Raw genomic sequence first — 16,428 nt, forward strand, 5'->3', positions numbered from 1 at the left:
AAGTTAGCATCGTATTCAGCTACTAATGAGTCGCTGTTTTGCGACTAAACAATAAATAGAGATGATCCGGGCAAGTATTCCCAGATAAGTCTCCTGACGGATCAAAGCTTACTTTGGAGGACGCAATTTTTGATCAAAAAAAAATGCTCTTTTTTCAAAGAGCATTTCAAGTCAGTTATTTTAAATGTCAATTAACATCCACCATTTTTTTCGCCGGCTTTTTCATGATACCATTTGAGTGGGAATGAAGAAGGACGTTCGATTGGCAGACCGTATAAACGATCCATCACTAAACTTGCCAATACGCCAAGTGCTCTTGAAACACCAAACAAGACGGTGTAGAATGAGTGTTCTTTCAATCCGTAGTGGTAAAGCAGTGCTCCTGAGTAAGCATCGACATTTGGCCATGGATTTTTAACTTTTCCGGTAGCTTCCAAAATTGGAGGAACAACGCGGTGAAGTGTATTTACAATATTGATTAATTTATCATCCTTCACATATTTTTTAGCAAACTCTTGTTGTGCAGTAAAGCGTGGATCCGTTTGACGTAACACCGCATGACCGTATCCCGGAATTACACGCCCTTCACCCAAGGTTTTCTTTGTGTAAGCGATAATGTCCTCTTCTGTTGGGTTGTCTTTATCCAATTCCTGAATCATGTCGAAAATCCAGTTAATTACTTCCTGATTTGCGTAACCATGAAGCGGACCGGCTAATCCCAGCATTCCGGCAGCATATGAGTAATACGGATTACTCAATGCAGAACCGACCAGATGCGTGGTATGTGCCGAAACATTTCCGCCTTCATGATCAGAATGAATTACCATATACAAACGCATTAAGCGCTTTACTTCCTCCGAGTCATGACCCATCATGTGTGCCAGGTTTCCAGCCCAGTCTAAGCGAGGATCCGGCTCAATATGTTCGTCGTTGAAGAACTGACGACGGTAAATGTATGCTGCGATTCTCGGCAAGCGGGCAATAAGGTTCATCACGTCTTCATAAGTCGTATCCCAATAGTGCTTTTTATGAACACCTGCGCGATATGCTTTTTGGAAGATAGAGTCAGTAGCCATACTTAAGATGGCGGCACTAAACTGTGTCATCGGACGCGAAGTTTTCGGTAGCGCATCGATGACATCAAAAACGTGCTGAGGTACATAAGCACGAGTTGCCCAGTCCTTACTAATGTTTAAAACATCATCTCTTTCAGGAATTTCACCAATTAGCATTAAGTAAAAAAGTCCCTCGGGTAGTGGTTCTCCCTCAGGGTTTAGCCGTGGCAATTTATCACGGAGTTCGGGAATTGTGTAACCACGAAAGCGAATACCAGTTGTTGGGTCTAACTTTGACGTGTCAGTAATTAAGCTCGGAACTCCTTTCATTCCGGTCATAACCTGCCCGATAGTAACATTTGCAATCACTTTGTCGCCATGCTCATTTTTTAACTTTTGGTATTCACCAATGCATTTGCTGGCTTTTTGATAAAACTTATTCTTAATGTATTCCATTCTTATTTTATTTTAGTTTTGATTTTTCTCATAAGTTAATAAATATTTCAGACTATATAATTCAAACCTATCGATTCTACTAATGTTTAGTTTGCAGCTAAACTATTTTTCAGGTTTTCATCAATGGCATTTAAAAACTCCTGGGTTGTCAAGTAGTGTTCTTCTTTTAAATCTTTTCCATGAATAATTAAAGCCAAATCTTTGGTCATCTTTCCACTTTCAACGGTGCTGATACAAACCTGTTCAATTGTGTTGGCGAAATTAATCAATGCTTGGTTCTCGTCCAGTTTTCCACGGAAAGCCAGTCCTCTTGTCCATGCAAAAATTGAAGCAATTGGGTTGGTCGATGTCGGATTTCCTTTCTGATGCTGACGGAAGTGTCTGGTAACTGTTCCGTGAGCAGCTTCAGCCTCCATTGTTTTTCCATCGGGCGTCACTAATGTTGATGTCATTAATCCGAGTGATCCAAAGCCTTGAGCAACGGTGTCTGACTGAACATCACCATCATAATTTTTACAGGCCCAAACAAAGCCACCTTCCCATTTCATAGCTGCAGCTACCATGTCATCAATTAAACGATGTTCATAGGTGATGCCGGCTTCTTCGAATTTTTCTTTGAACTCATCATTAAAGACTTTCTCAAATATGTCTTTGAAGCGCCCATCGTATTTTTTGAGAATGGTATTTTTTGTGGACATATACAGTGGCCATTTTTTCGCAAGAGCTTGGTTCATGCATGCGCGGGCAAAACCAAAAATAGATTCATCGGTATTGTACATTGCCATTGCGATACCATCACCTTCGAAATCATATACGTCGTATGACTGCACTTCACCACCGTCTTCAGGTGTGAATGTAATGGTTAGTTTTCCTTTTCCTTTTGTTAGGAAATCGGTTGCACGGTATTGGTCACCAAAAGCGTGACGTCCGATACAGATCGGTTTTTTCCAACCGGGCACCAATCGGGGGATATTATTAATGATAATGGGTTCTCTGAATACAGTACCACCTAAGATATTCCGGATGGTGCCGTTTGGAGATCTCCACATGCTTTTCAAATTAAATTCAGAAACGCGCAACTCGTCGGGAGTGATGGTTGCACATTTGATGCCTACTCCGTATTTTTTTATTGCATTGGCTGCATCAACTGTAATCTGATCATCAGTTTCGTCACGTTTTTCCATGCCCAAATCGTAATACTTGATGTCAAGATCAAGATATGGGAAGACTAATTTTTCTTTAATGAATGACCAAATAACCCGGGTCATTTCATCTCCGTCTAGCTCTACTACTGGATTTGCTACTTTGATTTTTTCCATTTTCGGGTGTCTAAAAAATTTTATTAGTTATTTTGTTGTCTGATTAAATTTAACGCTGAACCGGCTTTAAACCAACCAATTTGTTGGCTGTTAAATGTGTGGTTTAATTCGATTACCTCCTTATTGCCATCATCGTGAACCAATTCCACATGAAGTGTTTTACCCGGTGCAAAATCCTCAAGATCGATAAAGTTGAATGTGTCGTTTTCCTGGATTTTATCGTAATCAGCTTCGTTCATAAAAGTCAAGCCCAGCATGCCTTGCTTTTTCAGATTGGTTTCATGAATTCGGGCAAATGATTTTACAATGACAGCTTTTACACCTAAATGACGTGGTTCCATGGCAGCATGCTCGCGAGATGAGCCTTCTCCATAATTGTGATCACCCACAACAACTGTTGGAATATTAGCTGCTTTGTATGCTCTTTGAACCTTCGGAACTTCATCGTATTCACCATTCAATTGGTTTTTTACTTTGTTGGTTTCACCATTAAAGGCATTTACTGCACCAATCAACATGTTATTCGAAATATTGTCCAAATGCCCACGAAAGCGTAGCCATGGCCCAGCCATGGAAATATGGTCGGTTGTACATTTCCCTTCAGCTTTAATCAAAAGCTTAGCTCCTGTCATGTTTTTCCCATCCCAGGGTTCAAAAGCCTCAAGCAATTGGAGCCGTTTTGACTCAGGAGAAACTGCGATTTTTACTGAAGAACCATCTTTTGCCGGACTTTGATATCCTGCATCTTCGACTGCAAAACCTTTGCTTGGTAATTCTTCGCCTGTTGGCGGATCAAGTTTCACCTTTTCTCCCGATTCATTAACCAATGAATCAGTTAGCGGATTAAAGGTTAAATCTCCGGCAATTGCCAATGCTGTAACTAGTTCAGGCGATGCTACAAAAGCATGTGTATTCGGGTTCCCATCGGCACGTTTGGAGAAGTTCCTGTTAAAGGAGTGAACAATGGTGTTTTTTTCGCCTTTGTCTGCTCCCGCACGATTCCACTGACCAATGCAAGGTCCACAGGCATTGGCAAAGACACTGGCTCCAATCTTATCAAAAATATCAATAAATCCATCGCGCTCGATGGTGTAGCGTACTTGTTCTGAACCCGGTGTTATTGTGAATTCTGATTTCGTTTTTAACTTTTTATCCACGGCCTGTTGTGCCAAAGACGCTGCTCTCGAGATATCCTCGTACGAGGAGTTTGTACAAGAGCCGATTAGGCCGACTTCAATTTTTGTTGGCCAGCCATTTTTTTCAGCAGCTTCGGCAACTTTTGAGATTGGAGTTGCCAAGTCCGGAGTAAATGGTCCGTTCAAATGAGGCTCTAATTCATCAAGATTGATTTCAATAAGCTCATCAAAATATTTTTCAGGATTAGCATATACTTCATCGTCAGCAGTTAAATGTTCTTTAATCTTATTTGCTTCATCTGCAACTTCTGATCTGCCAGTCGCACGCAGATAGCGTTCGATCGATTCATCGTATCCGAAGGTGGAAGTTGTTGCACCAATTTCAGCACCCATGTTACAAATTGTTCCTTTTCCGGTGGCTGAAAGCGATTTTGCACCTTCGCCAAAGTACTCAACGATGGCCCCGGTTCCACCCTTTACAGTTAAAATCCCTGCAACTTTCAGGATAATATCCTTAGGAGCAGTCCATCCACTCAGTTTTCCTGTTAGTTTTACACCGATCAGTTTTGGAAATTTAAGTTCCCAGGCCATTCCCGCCATGACGTCAACAGCATCGGCACCGCCAACTCCGATAGCGACCATACCAAGTCCACCAGCGTTAACCGTATGTGAGTCAGTGCCAATCATCATTCCTCCGGGAAATGCATAATTCTCGAGCACCACCTGGTGGATAATTCCCGCTCCGGGTTTCCAAAATCCAATTCCGTATTTATTTGATACCGACTCTAAAAAGTCAAATACTTCTTTATTGTTGTTGAGGGCAAACTTCAAGTCTGCTCGTCCACCCACGCTAGCTTGAATCAGGTGATCACAATGAACGGTTGAAGGAACAGCTGTTTGTTCTTTCCCGGAATTCATAAACTGAAGTAACGCCATTTGTGCCGTCGCATCCTGCATAGCTACTCGATCAGGAGCAAAATCAACATAGTCAACTCCACGCTGGAACGCCTCTACTTTTTCGGGATCAAAAAGGTGGGTATACAATATTTTTTCGGCCAAAGTAAGGGGCCTTTTTAGTACGTTTCTGGCCGATTTTATACGAGGGCCAAAATTCTCATAGGTTTTTTTTATTAAATCCAGATCAAACATATTATGGTTTTTTAATCAATTGTATCTTTTGAGGTAAAATAAATTCATCTTCCTTAACAAAAACAGGGCATAAAGGTTTGTTGCAACGGCATTAAGATATCAAAAAATATGAGATTTGGCAGGTTTATACTCTCATGTTGTAGAAGCGTATTCTTTTATTTAGAATTAATAAAAAGAAGCGGATTGCTTTTTTTCTTGATGAAATGAGTTGGTGGAAAGTTGAAATCAGGAATTTATTGATTAGTAGTGCTGATATTCGTGAAAGAGAGAAAAGCTGATTTTTGATTGTCGCAGACTTCAAACTTGCAGAAATTATAGAGTTTCTCGCGCATCCTTGTAAAATGTATATTCCATTTTAACTGAATGTGTTGCATAAATCTACAGTGTTGAAAAAATAAACAAATATCTTAAAAGGTAGAAATACAGGTAGATAGGTGAGTTCGGGATGTTTACTGTTTAAAAAGTCAACAATCCTTTCTGTTGAATCATTTAGATGTTTTGCTTTCAATTGGCTGAAATAGAGATTGTTGAGACCTGTGTTTTTTTTGGCACTCTATTTGGCTAATGACTAATCAGATGAATTATTGATCAGAATATCAGAGTGTTAGTCATCTGTTAGTAAATGAAACCAATTAATATCAACACAATGAAAACCTTTTTATTATTTTTTTCTCTGTTATCATTGATTATTTGCAGCATGACAGGTTTTTGCAATGAGGTCAGTGATACCCAGACAGGAAATGAGCCCACGTTTGGCGAAGTAAAATCTTTGCAGCTGATGAGTTCTCCTGAGTTATCTGAACTGACATTGAATTGGGTGGCCGACTTCGGTAAAACAAAGCCGGATCTAAAAATTGCTTTCTCACAAATAGACGATGGGGCAGTGATTGAACCGGAAACCCTCTATTTTATTGATACCGATCAACAGGCAATGGTTCAAAACGAGCTTGCGTGGAAGATGGTTATCGCCCACGATGTGATTGTACCAATCATCAATTCCAAAAATCCATTTTTTGAGGAAATCTACCGGATTGGGATTACTGCAGAAGACTTAGGAAAGATTCTGTCTGAAGATTCAGGTTGGTCTTTGGTCGTTGATGGCGCACCCGAAAAGCCTATTAATTGTTTTATGCTGGATAATCAGCAGGTAGCTTCAACGATTACCAATTATACGAAAGCAGAGGTGCCAGCGTTTCAGACGACGACAACTGTTTCCGCACAGGACTTAATTTCATCCGTTCAGAGAGATCCATATGCGATTGGCTTTTGCAAACTTGTCGACGTTCTTCAACCGGAACCAAATGCTTTTACTGATCAAATCAGTATTCTTCCGGTTGACAAAAATAGAAACGGACGTCTTGATAATTTTGAAAACATATATGACAGTCCCGATCAATTGACCAGGGGAGCCTGGGTTGGAAAGTATCCACGGAGTTTATCAGGGAATATTTATGCGTTGGCAACTTCCGAACCATCCAATCAAACAGCTTTAGACTTTTTGGTGTGGTTGAACAAAAATGGACAGAACTATCTAAATAACTCTGGCTATAGCATTCTTTCGGGTAGAGAAAAGACCGAAAACCTTCTGGCGCTGGTCAAGCCGGAGGAACAGCCTACGTTGGCAGACACTCCTTTAATTCCTTTGGGTTGGAAACTGGCGATTGGTACAATGATTTTACTTTTACTTATCGTTCTGATCCGGTCCAGACGTAAACAACAGAATGGTATCCTAAGTGAAGATATTGCCACTACAAATTCGCTGAACGAGAAGTCTATTCATGCACCCGCTGGTTTGTATTACGGAAAATCACACACCTGGGCTTATATGGAACCGGATGGAATGGTAATTGTCGGGATTGATGATTTTATGCAACACCTGACCGGATCCCTCACTCAGGTTATAATGAGGGAATCAGGTGAAAAAATCCGCAAAGGTGAAAAAATTATAACTCTGGTTCGCGAAGGAAAACAACTGGATCTTTATTCGCCGGTTTCAGGAGTGATCAAACTACAAAATCAGCGATTGCATGATCATCCTGCCGGTATCAATGCAGCGCCATACACTGATGGATGGACCTATTTAATTGAGCCGGCAAACTGGCATCGGGAAACCCGCTTTTTATTAGTGGCTGAAAAGTACAAGGAGTGGCTCGAAGATGAATTCATCCGGCTGAAGGATTTTCTGGCCAATTCAGCCAATGCCAACGATAAGGTTTTTAATCAACTCATCATGCAGGACGGTGGCGAACTGACTGACCATGTTCTGGCCAACCTTTCACCGGAAGTTTGGCAAGACTTTCAAACCGAGTTTATTGATCATGCCCGCTAACGAATTTGAGAATCCTCACTAAATATTGAAACTATGGGATTAAATCGACGAGGTTTTTTTAATGTGCTGGCTGTCACAGGAGCATCTCTGGCAGTTGGTAAAAAAACGGTAGCCTCACCAAAAAGTGAAAAAGAGATTGAATTCTACGGGATACTATACGATTCTACCCGTTGCGTGGCTTGTCGCACCTGCGAGTATGAATGTGCTGCTGCACACGGGTTGCCTGAACCTCAGCCGGAGGTAGAAGCTATTCGAAAAACGGACGAAACCTGCAACACTGTGGTCAATACCTTTCAAACTGAAAATGGAGAAGTGTATACGAAACGGCAGTGTATGCATTGTAATGAACCAGCCTGTGCAGCCGCCTGTCTCACTCAGGCGATGCATAAAAGCAAAACCGGCCCGGTTACCTGGAATGGCGATAAATGTATGGGATGCCGCTACTGCATGGTTTCCTGTCCGTTTGACATGCCAAAGTTTGAATACCAGAGTACCAACCCCAAAATTCAGAAATGTGACATGTGCATGGAGAGGCAACAAGCGGGAGAGGTACCAATCTGTGTTGCAAATTGCCCTGCCGAAGCCGTTCTTTTTGGAAAACGCCGGGATTTGATTAACGAGGCCCGAAGGCGAATTTATGAAAATCCAGATCAGTATGTTGATCATATTTATGGCGAACACGAAGCTGGAGGAACCGGATGGCTCTACTTATCTTCTGTACCATTCGAGGAACTAGGAATGAATACGCACCTGCGACACTCTTCTTATCCCGAGCTTACGAAAGGGTTCCTGTACAGTGTGCCATCAGTATTTGTGCTGGTGCCAACTTTATTATTGGGCATTCATCAGGCAACAGTAAACAATCACCTAAAAGTAGATGATAACGATGAATAAAGAAATTCAACTAGCAGCCGACCGTGGTGGAAAATCCATCTGGAAATTTCTTCTAAGTGAGCTAAAACCCAGAGGCAAATGGCTCACACCTTTTAACCTGATCTCCATACCTATTATTCTGGTGGGGCTGGCTTTAATTTTGCTTCGCTTCGCAGAAGGGCTCGGTGCCGTTTCAAACATCAACCAGGAAATTCCCTGGGGCTTGTGGAAAGGCTTTAATGTGGTAACTGGTGTGGCTTTTGCCGGAGGAGCTTATGTGCTGACTTTCATTGTTTATATTCTGAAAGTAGATAAGTATCACTCCATTGTCCGGGTAACGGTGCTGAACGGCTTTTTGGCCTATATGTTCTACGCCGGGGCGCTGGTGCTTGACCTGGGCAAACCCTGGAACATCTTCAACCCGATTATAGGCAATAGTTTTGGAGCCAGCTCGGTGTTGTTTCTGGTTGCCTGGCACTTTTTGCTGTATATTGTTGCCCAGCTTATTGAGTTCTCGCCGGCAGTAGCCGAGTGGTTGGGAGCAAAGCGGGCTCACAAAATTTTATCGGGACTGACTTTGGGAGCCGTTATTTTTGGTATCACCTTGTCAACCTTGCACCAGTCAGGTTTGGGGGCGCTGTTCCTCATGGCCAGCGAGAAAATTCACCCCCTGTGGTACAATGAATTTATTCCACTTCTTTTTCTGGTGTCCAGCGTTTTTGCTGGCTTGTCGATGGTCATTTTTGAAGGCTCAATCAGCCAGCGCGTGTTCTTCCGGAAGATCAGCTCAAAGAATCGTGAAGCACGCAACAACATGGTTCAGAGCTTGTCGAAGATTTGTGCCTTTGGTATGTTCGCCTACCTGTTCATGCATTTTCTGGTGTTCATTCACGGACAGCACTGGAATTTGCTGAACACCCCCATGGGTTACTGGTTTTTGATTGAAATGATTGGTTTCGTGGCTGTTCCTATGGGGGTGTTTTTCTATGCCTCCCGCACATCCAGCTTATTGCTGAGCCGGGTGGCCGCCATCATCACCATTGTGGGAATTATTGTGAACCGGCTCAATGTGTCAATTATCGCTTTTCGCTGGGATGCAGCCGTGCGCTACGTTCCTTCCTGGATGGAGATCGTGGTAAGCATCACCATCATATTGATTCAAATTTGGATTTTCAGGTGGGTTATCAGCCGCATGCCGGTACTGGACGAACCCCCTAAATGGGCTAATAACAGTCATTAAACCTCGTTGTAGCCAAGAAAGAACAACCTAGAAATAAATTGTTATGGACGGATTTACATACACTAATATTTTTGAAACCAAAGGAATCGAATACCTGGCTATCATTGCCTTTTTTCTGATTATGGTTCCTTTCTGGATGTTATTGACCCAAAAGTCGAAACAATCCATGCAAAGCCAAGTGGCCGACGGATTCATCACGGCCAAATCACTGCGTATTCCCCAAGGAATCTTTTTCAGCAAGTTTCACAGTTGGGCCTACCTTGAGAAAACCGGTAAAGCCCGGGTTGGACTCGATGACCTGCTGCTTCATCTGACTGGTGAGGTAAGTATCAGCCATTTGCGGGAGCCGGGTGAGCAAGTGCTAAAGGGGGAGTTATTAACCCGAATTAATCACGATGGAAAAAGTTTGAAAATTTTCGCTCCCATCTCCGGCGAAGTTCTGCGAACCAATGAACAGTTGGTGGACGATCCCGGTCTGATGAAGGCCGATCCGTACCAGCAAGGATGGATGTACGTGATTAAGCCATCGAACTGGAAAGTTGACACTGATACCCATTATCTGGCCGAATATGCCAGCGCTTGGGCTGCCCGTGAGCTGGATCGCTTCAAGGACTTTTTGTCGGTTTCGGTGATGAAGCATTTGGCCAAGGCAAATCAGGTGGTGTTGCAGGATGGTGGTGAACTGATTGACCAGCCGCTGGCTGAACTTCCGAAAGAAGTCTGGGAAGATTTTCAGCACACTTTTCTGAGCTAAGAGATTGAGCAAAACACTTGATTCCGACTGGTAGCACTTTAGCATGACTAAAGTGAGCCAGTCGGATTTTATCGTTTCAGGACGCAGGCTCTTTTGTGGTATCTTTTTTACTTCGAATAATGAACAGGTGCTGTAAAACAAGATCACGGATCGAATCTGGTTTCAATTATAAAAATTAACTTCGTCCGTAGTAACTAACTTTTTGCCTTAACCTTATGCCTTGGTATAAAAGAATGAAAAACAAAAACCATATCGGAACACCTCTTGTCAAAGGGTATGTCAAGTTCCGGTCGTCCATCTACGGACGTGTTGTATTTATTATCACAATCGCTTCGCTCGTGCTGTTTGTTTCTTTCGGGGTTATTTTTCGCTCGGTCAATGAAAATTACATGAAATCGGTGATCAGCGAAAACGGCAATAATATTGGTTATCTGGTTGAAGGTGCTTTGTACGATGCCATGTTAAAAAATGACCAGGCTTCGCTCCAAAGGACCTTGGATCTGATCAACTCCATGTCGGGCATTGACAATGTGAGTATGTATGATAACAGCAACAACCTGGCCTATACGTCAATTTCGCCCAACTCGTCCAATCATAGCGATCCGGACTGTGTCAGCTGCCACGAGGATTTTGAGCAGATGTTTTCGCGCGACGAAAAATCTTACCGCATTATCGAAGCGAAAAGCGAATGCATCATGAACCCGGACAATGACAGCATTCGTAACCTGATGATCAAGTCGCCCATTCTGAATAATCCATCTTGCTTCACTGCGGCATGTCATGCTCACAGCGCAGACGAAAAAGTGCTTGGATCGTTAATCATTAAAATGCCGCTGGAAAAGTTGGACAGCGCATTACAAGAATCAACCACTGATTTTTTTTTGATGGCCGCACTGATGACTGTCATACTTATTGTGTTTTTAATTCTGTTCACGAATAAGAAAATTAAAAATCCACTCAACAAGATTATTTTGGCCTCAGAGGCAGTAACCAAAGGCGATAAAAATACACGACTGGAAATCAGATCAAACCAGCTTTCGGACATGCGCATGGTTTCCTATGCATTCAACGAAATGCTGGATAACCTGCAAACGGCAACAACGGAGCTTCAAAATTGGTCACAACAACTGGAATACAAAGTCCAAAAGAAATCGGAAGAACTGGGACAAGCGCAGAATGAGTTAATTAATATTGAGCGGATTTCGTCACTAGGGAAATTATCCCTTTCGGTTGCCCATGAAATCAACAACCCACTTTCGGGCATTTTGGTGTACACAAAGTTGATCCACAAACAGCTAAGCAATCCAAATCTGGATCAGGATAAAGTTGGCACGATGCTAAAACATTTAAAATTTATTGAAAGCGAAACGAAGCGTTGTGGAGACATTGTGAAAGGATTGCTGGACTTTTCAAGAAAAGACCAAGAAGGTTTTGAGCCACGCCACTTGCATGAAATCCTGAAGGACACAGTGGAACTGATGACTCACCCTATGAAAATTGCCAACATCCACTTCCTATCCGATTTTTCTGCCAAAAAAGATTTGATTTCGTGTAGCCCCAATCAAATTAAACAAGCCTGCATTGCGATTTTGGTTAATTCCTCGGAAGCCGTTTCTGAGAATGGTGAAATTGTCGTTTGTTCCCATAACCCAGACAACGAACAGATCAGGATCGAATTTACTGATAATGGAATTGGAATTACAGAAGAAGATCTTCCCCACGTTTTTGAACCCTTCTTTTCAACTAAGGAGAAAGCTAGCGGTATTGGCCTTGGCTTGTCGGTAGTACATGGCATTGTGCAAAACCACCAGGGAAAAATAGAAGTGAAATCAGAACGTGGGAAAGAAACGACTATAGCTATCACCTTACCTTTAATAAAGACTTAAAAAAACGAACCATGGCGAAGAAAATATCCATATTGATTGTTGATGATGAAAGGTCTGTCAGGGAGTCCCTGTGCAGTTGGTTTATCGAAGACGGTTACCGTGTTGTCTCTGCCGAAGATGCAAAAAAAGCATTGTCGCTAATTGAATCCGAAACTTTCGATATTGTGCTGGCCGATATTAAAATGCCTGGAATGGACGGGCTGGAGATGTTGAAGCGGATCAAAACCATACGAAAAGAGGCTATTGTCATTATGATGACGGCTTTTGCGACGGTTGATACCGCGGTGCAGGCGTTAAAAGATGGCGCATTCGATTATGTGACTAAGCCTTTTGATCCGGACGACCTGTCTCATTTGATTCGCAATGCCTCCAGGCAGATCAGTTTGATGGAGGAAAATGAGGTGTTAAGAGATAAAGTGGTTTCGCTTGAAAATGTGGAAGACCTGATTGGCGAAAGTAAGGCTATGCAGCAAGTACTTCTTGAAATTGAGAGTGTTGCACAATCCTCTGCTTCGGTTATTATTACGGGGGAAAGCGGAACCGGAAAGGAACTGGTTGCCCGTGCCATTCATGTCAATTCGCCTCGTAAGTTTTTCCCTTTAGTGAGTGTGCATTGCGGAGCTTTGTCCGAAAGTTTGCTCGAAAGTGAATTGTTCGGCCACGAAAAAGGAGCTTTCACGGGAGCTGTTTATAACCGGAAAGGTCGGTTTGAAATGGCTGACAATGGAACAATCTTTCTGGATGAGATTGCCACCATCTCAACAAAAATGCAGGTAGAATTATTGCGAGTGCTGGAAACCAAAAGCTTTGTTCGGGTTGGTGGAAACAAGGAGATTAAGTCCGATTTTCGGGTTATTTGTGCGACTAACCGCGACCTAAAAACGATGGTGGACAATGGAGCATTCAGAGAAGATTTATTTTACAGGCTCAATGTGGTCAATATTCGTGTTCCGCCGTTGCGCGAGCGAACGGAAGACATTCCTTTGTTGACCGAGTATTTCATCAAAAAGTACTGCTCTACAATGAACAGACCAGTTATGTCAATCGAACCAGCAGCATTGTCACGGTTAGCGGAGTTTCCGTTTCCAGGCAATATCCGCGAACTGGAGAATATGATAGAAAGGGCAATTGTGGTTGGAAACGGCAAAAAAATCTGCTTGAAAGATTTGCCAATCGAAAAAAACAAATCGATGCCGTCCTTTGAGAGTCTCAATGAGTTGGAGAAACATCACGTCCTTCAAATTCTGGACAAATACAATTGGAATATTTCCGTATCAGCAAAGGCCCTGAAAATTGACCGGGTAACTTTGTACAATAAAATTAAGAAGTACAATTTAAAACAAAGCAATTAGATTGGTATTGAGAATGAAGCCGGAAAGCATCAAATTAATTTCATTTGGATATTTTGGGAGAGATTTTCTCGCCGAAATCATTCATGATGTGGAACGCGAATTCTCGGTACCGGTAAAAACACAGGAAGGATACCTTGATTTAAGCGAATATTTTGAGCCTGCCCGCAAACAATATGACGGTAATAAATTGTTGGAAGAAATTGGAAGGCGTTTTGCTTCGGACAAATCAAAAACCTTAGGGATTTTAAATGTTGATCTTTACATCCCTATTTTAACGTTCATTTTTGGTCAGGCTTATTTAAACGGAAGATGTGGCATCGCATCAGCTTACCGGTTGAAAAATGAACGCTATGGGCTTGAAGCCGATGAAAAGGTTTTCGTTGACCGGTTGCGCAAAGAAGTGATTCACGAACTCGGTCACACCTTCGGACTGATCCACTGCCAGAATCCAGTCTGTGTGATGCGTTCAAGCACTTACGTTGAAGATATCGATCAGAAAAACTGGTCATTCTGTTCCAAATGCAGAAAGAAACTGGATATTTCATTTGTTGCAGAATCGCTGTAGAAAAAGAAAAACCTGTCGGCTCTATCTCTCTTAATTAATCAAAAAAAACCACCGTTGAGTGCGGTGGTTTCAAATATCTTTAGGTGAAAATTGTTTTTTTATGGAAGAAAGCTAAGTAGGGTATCTCCCCGAAGCCCCCTGCGAAGTGTTTCTAGTGGAATCACTTCGGTGTTTGAAATATTACCGAGGTTTACATTGGCTCCTAATAGTTTGATAAACCAAACTTGTTGACTTTTAAGTGGTGCTTCCCACAAAATATCTTCCGTATTAATTTCTTTTTTGATATCCATTACCAAATTGCAATTGGCTGATCCATCTTCATTGTAGATGCCCATGTTGCCACTCTCGCGTGCTTCGGCAATTACTTTCCAGGCTCCCGCTTCCAGCTCGCTTTTCATCCACGAAACCCACTCGATGTTGCTAATCTCTTTTCCTTTCAATTTTGTGCCTACTTCTGAAAAGGTTTGAAAATCTTTTGACAGCACACGAATATATTCGCATTTTTTATCGTGGTTGATCGGCAAAACACCATCGGAAACTTCAGCGGCTTCAACGCCACTATCATCAATGAATCGACGGTAGTCATCAAACATATTCCGGGCGATAAAGGCTTCGAAAAGTGTACCGCCAAAATAAGGCGTGATTCCGGCCTGCTTGTAAACGTTTATTTTTTCCTTCAGTCCCGGAGTTAATAACCCGGTGCCAAATCCAAGCTTTACAAAATCAGAATAATCCGATGCGACTTCACATAAACTTTCGGCTTCTTTAAGGCTTAATCCCTTATCCATTACCATGGTTAAGCCAGAAGATCTTGGTTTTTCCGGACGCTCAGGAATAAACGGTAAGTTGAAATTCATTATTAAAATTTGGTTGATTGGTATTCTTTTATCAATTGTTTAATGGACTCGTTTTGTAGGGCTTTCGGGTAATAATCAAATAAGGTGTCGTATCCGTTAAAATCAGCTTTAAGTGCGATTTTAAAATAGTCAGTAGCTGATCGCTCATCGTCGTTTTCAAGCAGGTAAGCTGTCAAACGATAGTTAATGCTCGAATCATCAGCAATCATATCATGAGCTTTCTTCAGTATGGTTATCGACTCTTGAAGCATGCCTCGTTCGTACTGCATTTCGGCATAAGCAATCCAGCTTTCACGGTTATCAGGATCAAGATTGGTTGCTCTTTCAAATGCTGTTTCTGCCAGATCGTAAAGACTCAGTTCGTGGTTTATTTTACCGTACATCAGCCAGAATTCAGGATTTTCATCTTCCAGCTTAATGGCTTTTTTAATGAGAATTTGACTTTCATCTACTTGGTTTTCAATCCACATCACCAGGCCTGATCCATACCATGCATTCGCGTTGTTCTTATTAATCCGAATAGCTTTTTGATAATATACCAAGGCTTCATTGTAACGATCCAGATTCAGATAACATTCGCCTAAATAACAATAAGCGTCATCGTTCTCTTTGTCGATTTCAATGTAATCCTGATAGCACTTGATGGCCTCTTCGTATTGGTTGTTGTTGGAGAAGGCATTGGCTTTATTAAAAAGCGCCTGTTCGAACTCATCGTTAAGCGCGATTGAAAAGTCATACGCTTCGATCGCTTTATCGTGCTTTCCTAATCGGTTTAATGAAATGCCCAGATTGTACCAAACCGACGAATTAAATGGATCAATGTCGAGGTATTTGTTGTAGTAATGAATACTCTTTTCATCCAGACCTTCTTTGTCGCAATAGTAAGCCAATTCGTATAAAACCTGTTCATTGCGAGGGTTTGCGTGGTAAGCACGTTCCAGGAATGAAATCGCTTTTTTAAACTCATCGGCTTGCCCAAGCGTGATGCCGATGTTGTAAAGCAACTCATCTTCTTCATCGTAATTGTGAAAAACAGATTGCTCGTAGGCGACAATTGCTTCGTCAACCATACCCATCATAATCAAGGCTGAACCTTTAATCAGATAGATGTCCGAATTGCTGTTTTCGACCATTTCGACTAAGTGAATTAAATCAAGTGATTTTTCCACTTTCCCATCAACCAGAAGTAGTTGTGCTTTCTTAATTTGAAGGGCTATTGAAGAAGGATGAATTTTGATGCCATTATCGATGGCTAAATTGGCCATGCTAATTTTACCTTCATCCAAAAAATAATCAACAATACCTTCCACCTCAAAAACATCAAAGTAGTCTGTTTGATCGGAATTCATCATCCTCTTGAAGCGTCTGACCGCTTCATCAATTTCCTCATTTTCGTAAAAGTCCCTTGAGTCTTCTTCCATAGAATCCAAAAAAATAGCAGGTGCAAATTTAATAAT

At 41.9% G+C, this 16,428-nt stretch carries 12 protein-coding genes; 7 read left to right on the top strand and 5 right to left on the bottom strand.

Annotation, left to right across the window (positions count from 1 at the left end; translation table 11 throughout):
* Positions 1-191: 191 nt before the first annotated feature.
* From GR929_RS00805 to GR929_RS00815, 3 genes are all read right to left on the bottom strand, one after another.
* Complete coding sequence (locus GR929_RS00805) at positions 192-1,511, bottom strand: citrate (Si)-synthase (RefSeq protein WP_159517008.1); 1,320 nt, start codon at positions 1,509-1,511, stop codon at positions 192-194.
* Positions 1,512-1,597: 86 nt separating this feature from the next.
* Positions 1,598-2,830, bottom strand: a complete 1,233-nt coding sequence (locus tag GR929_RS00810) for an isocitrate dehydrogenase (NADP(+)) (RefSeq protein ID WP_159517009.1) — start codon at positions 2,828-2,830, stop codon at positions 1,598-1,600.
* A gap of 23 nt (positions 2,831-2,853) precedes the next feature.
* A complete protein-coding gene (locus tag GR929_RS00815; protein ID WP_159517010.1) occupies positions 2,854-5,115 on the bottom strand; it encodes an aconitate hydratase in 2,262 nt (753 codons plus the stop codon).
* A gap of 697 nt (positions 5,116-5,812) precedes the next feature.
* Between GR929_RS00815 and GR929_RS00820 the strand changes: the two genes are divergently transcribed.
* From GR929_RS00820 to GR929_RS00850, 7 genes are all read left to right on the top strand, one after another.
* Entirely contained in the window at positions 5,813-7,444 is a 1,632-nt protein-coding gene (locus GR929_RS00820; protein ID WP_159517011.1) for a substrate-binding domain-containing protein, read from the top strand.
* A gap of 33 nt (positions 7,445-7,477) precedes the next feature.
* A complete protein-coding gene (locus tag GR929_RS00825) occupies positions 7,478-8,338 on the top strand; it encodes a 4Fe-4S dicluster domain-containing protein (RefSeq protein ID WP_159517012.1) in 861 nt (286 codons plus the stop codon).
* On the top strand, positions 8,322-9,557 hold the full coding sequence (gene nrfD, locus GR929_RS00830) for an NrfD/PsrC family molybdoenzyme membrane anchor subunit (protein ID WP_159517013.1): 1,236 nt from the start codon (positions 8,322-8,324) through the stop codon (positions 9,555-9,557). The genes GR929_RS00825 and nrfD overlap by 17 nt, the downstream gene beginning before the upstream one ends.
* Before the next feature lie 43 nt (positions 9,558-9,600).
* Positions 9,601-10,311 carry a glycine cleavage system protein H gene (locus GR929_RS00835; RefSeq protein WP_159517014.1) on the top strand — a complete coding sequence of 237 codons (711 nt, stop codon included), beginning with the start codon at positions 9,601-9,603 and terminating at the stop codon, positions 10,309-10,311.
* Between the two features lie 233 nt (positions 10,312-10,544).
* Positions 10,545-12,197, top strand: a complete 1,653-nt coding sequence (locus tag GR929_RS00840) for a sensor histidine kinase (RefSeq protein WP_159517015.1) — start codon at positions 10,545-10,547, stop codon at positions 12,195-12,197.
* An 11-nt stretch (positions 12,198-12,208) separates the two neighbouring features.
* Entirely contained in the window at positions 12,209-13,549 is a 1,341-nt protein-coding gene (locus GR929_RS00845) for a sigma-54-dependent transcriptional regulator (protein WP_159517016.1), read from the top strand.
* Between the two features lie 13 nt (positions 13,550-13,562).
* Positions 13,563-14,114 (top strand): archaemetzincin family Zn-dependent metalloprotease, encoded by a 552-nt coding sequence (locus tag GR929_RS00850; protein WP_159517017.1) that lies wholly within the window; start codon positions 13,563-13,565, stop codon positions 14,112-14,114.
* Between the two features lie 98 nt (positions 14,115-14,212).
* Here GR929_RS00850 and GR929_RS00855 read toward each other — a convergent pair whose 3' ends face one another.
* Both GR929_RS00855 and GR929_RS00860 read right to left on the bottom strand, forming a co-directional pair.
* Positions 14,213-14,971 (bottom strand): phosphosulfolactate synthase, encoded by a 759-nt coding sequence (locus GR929_RS00855; protein ID WP_159517018.1) that lies wholly within the window; start codon positions 14,969-14,971, stop codon positions 14,213-14,215.
* A 2-nt stretch (positions 14,972-14,973) separates the two neighbouring features.
* Entirely contained in the window at positions 14,974-16,392 is a 1,419-nt protein-coding gene (locus tag GR929_RS00860) for a tetratricopeptide repeat protein (RefSeq protein WP_159517019.1), read from the bottom strand.
* Positions 16,393-16,428: the final 36 nt, after the last annotated feature.

Source organism: Sunxiuqinia indica, from assembly GCF_009847015.1.
GTDB lineage: Bacteria > Bacteroidota > Bacteroidia > Bacteroidales > Prolixibacteraceae > Sunxiuqinia > Sunxiuqinia indica.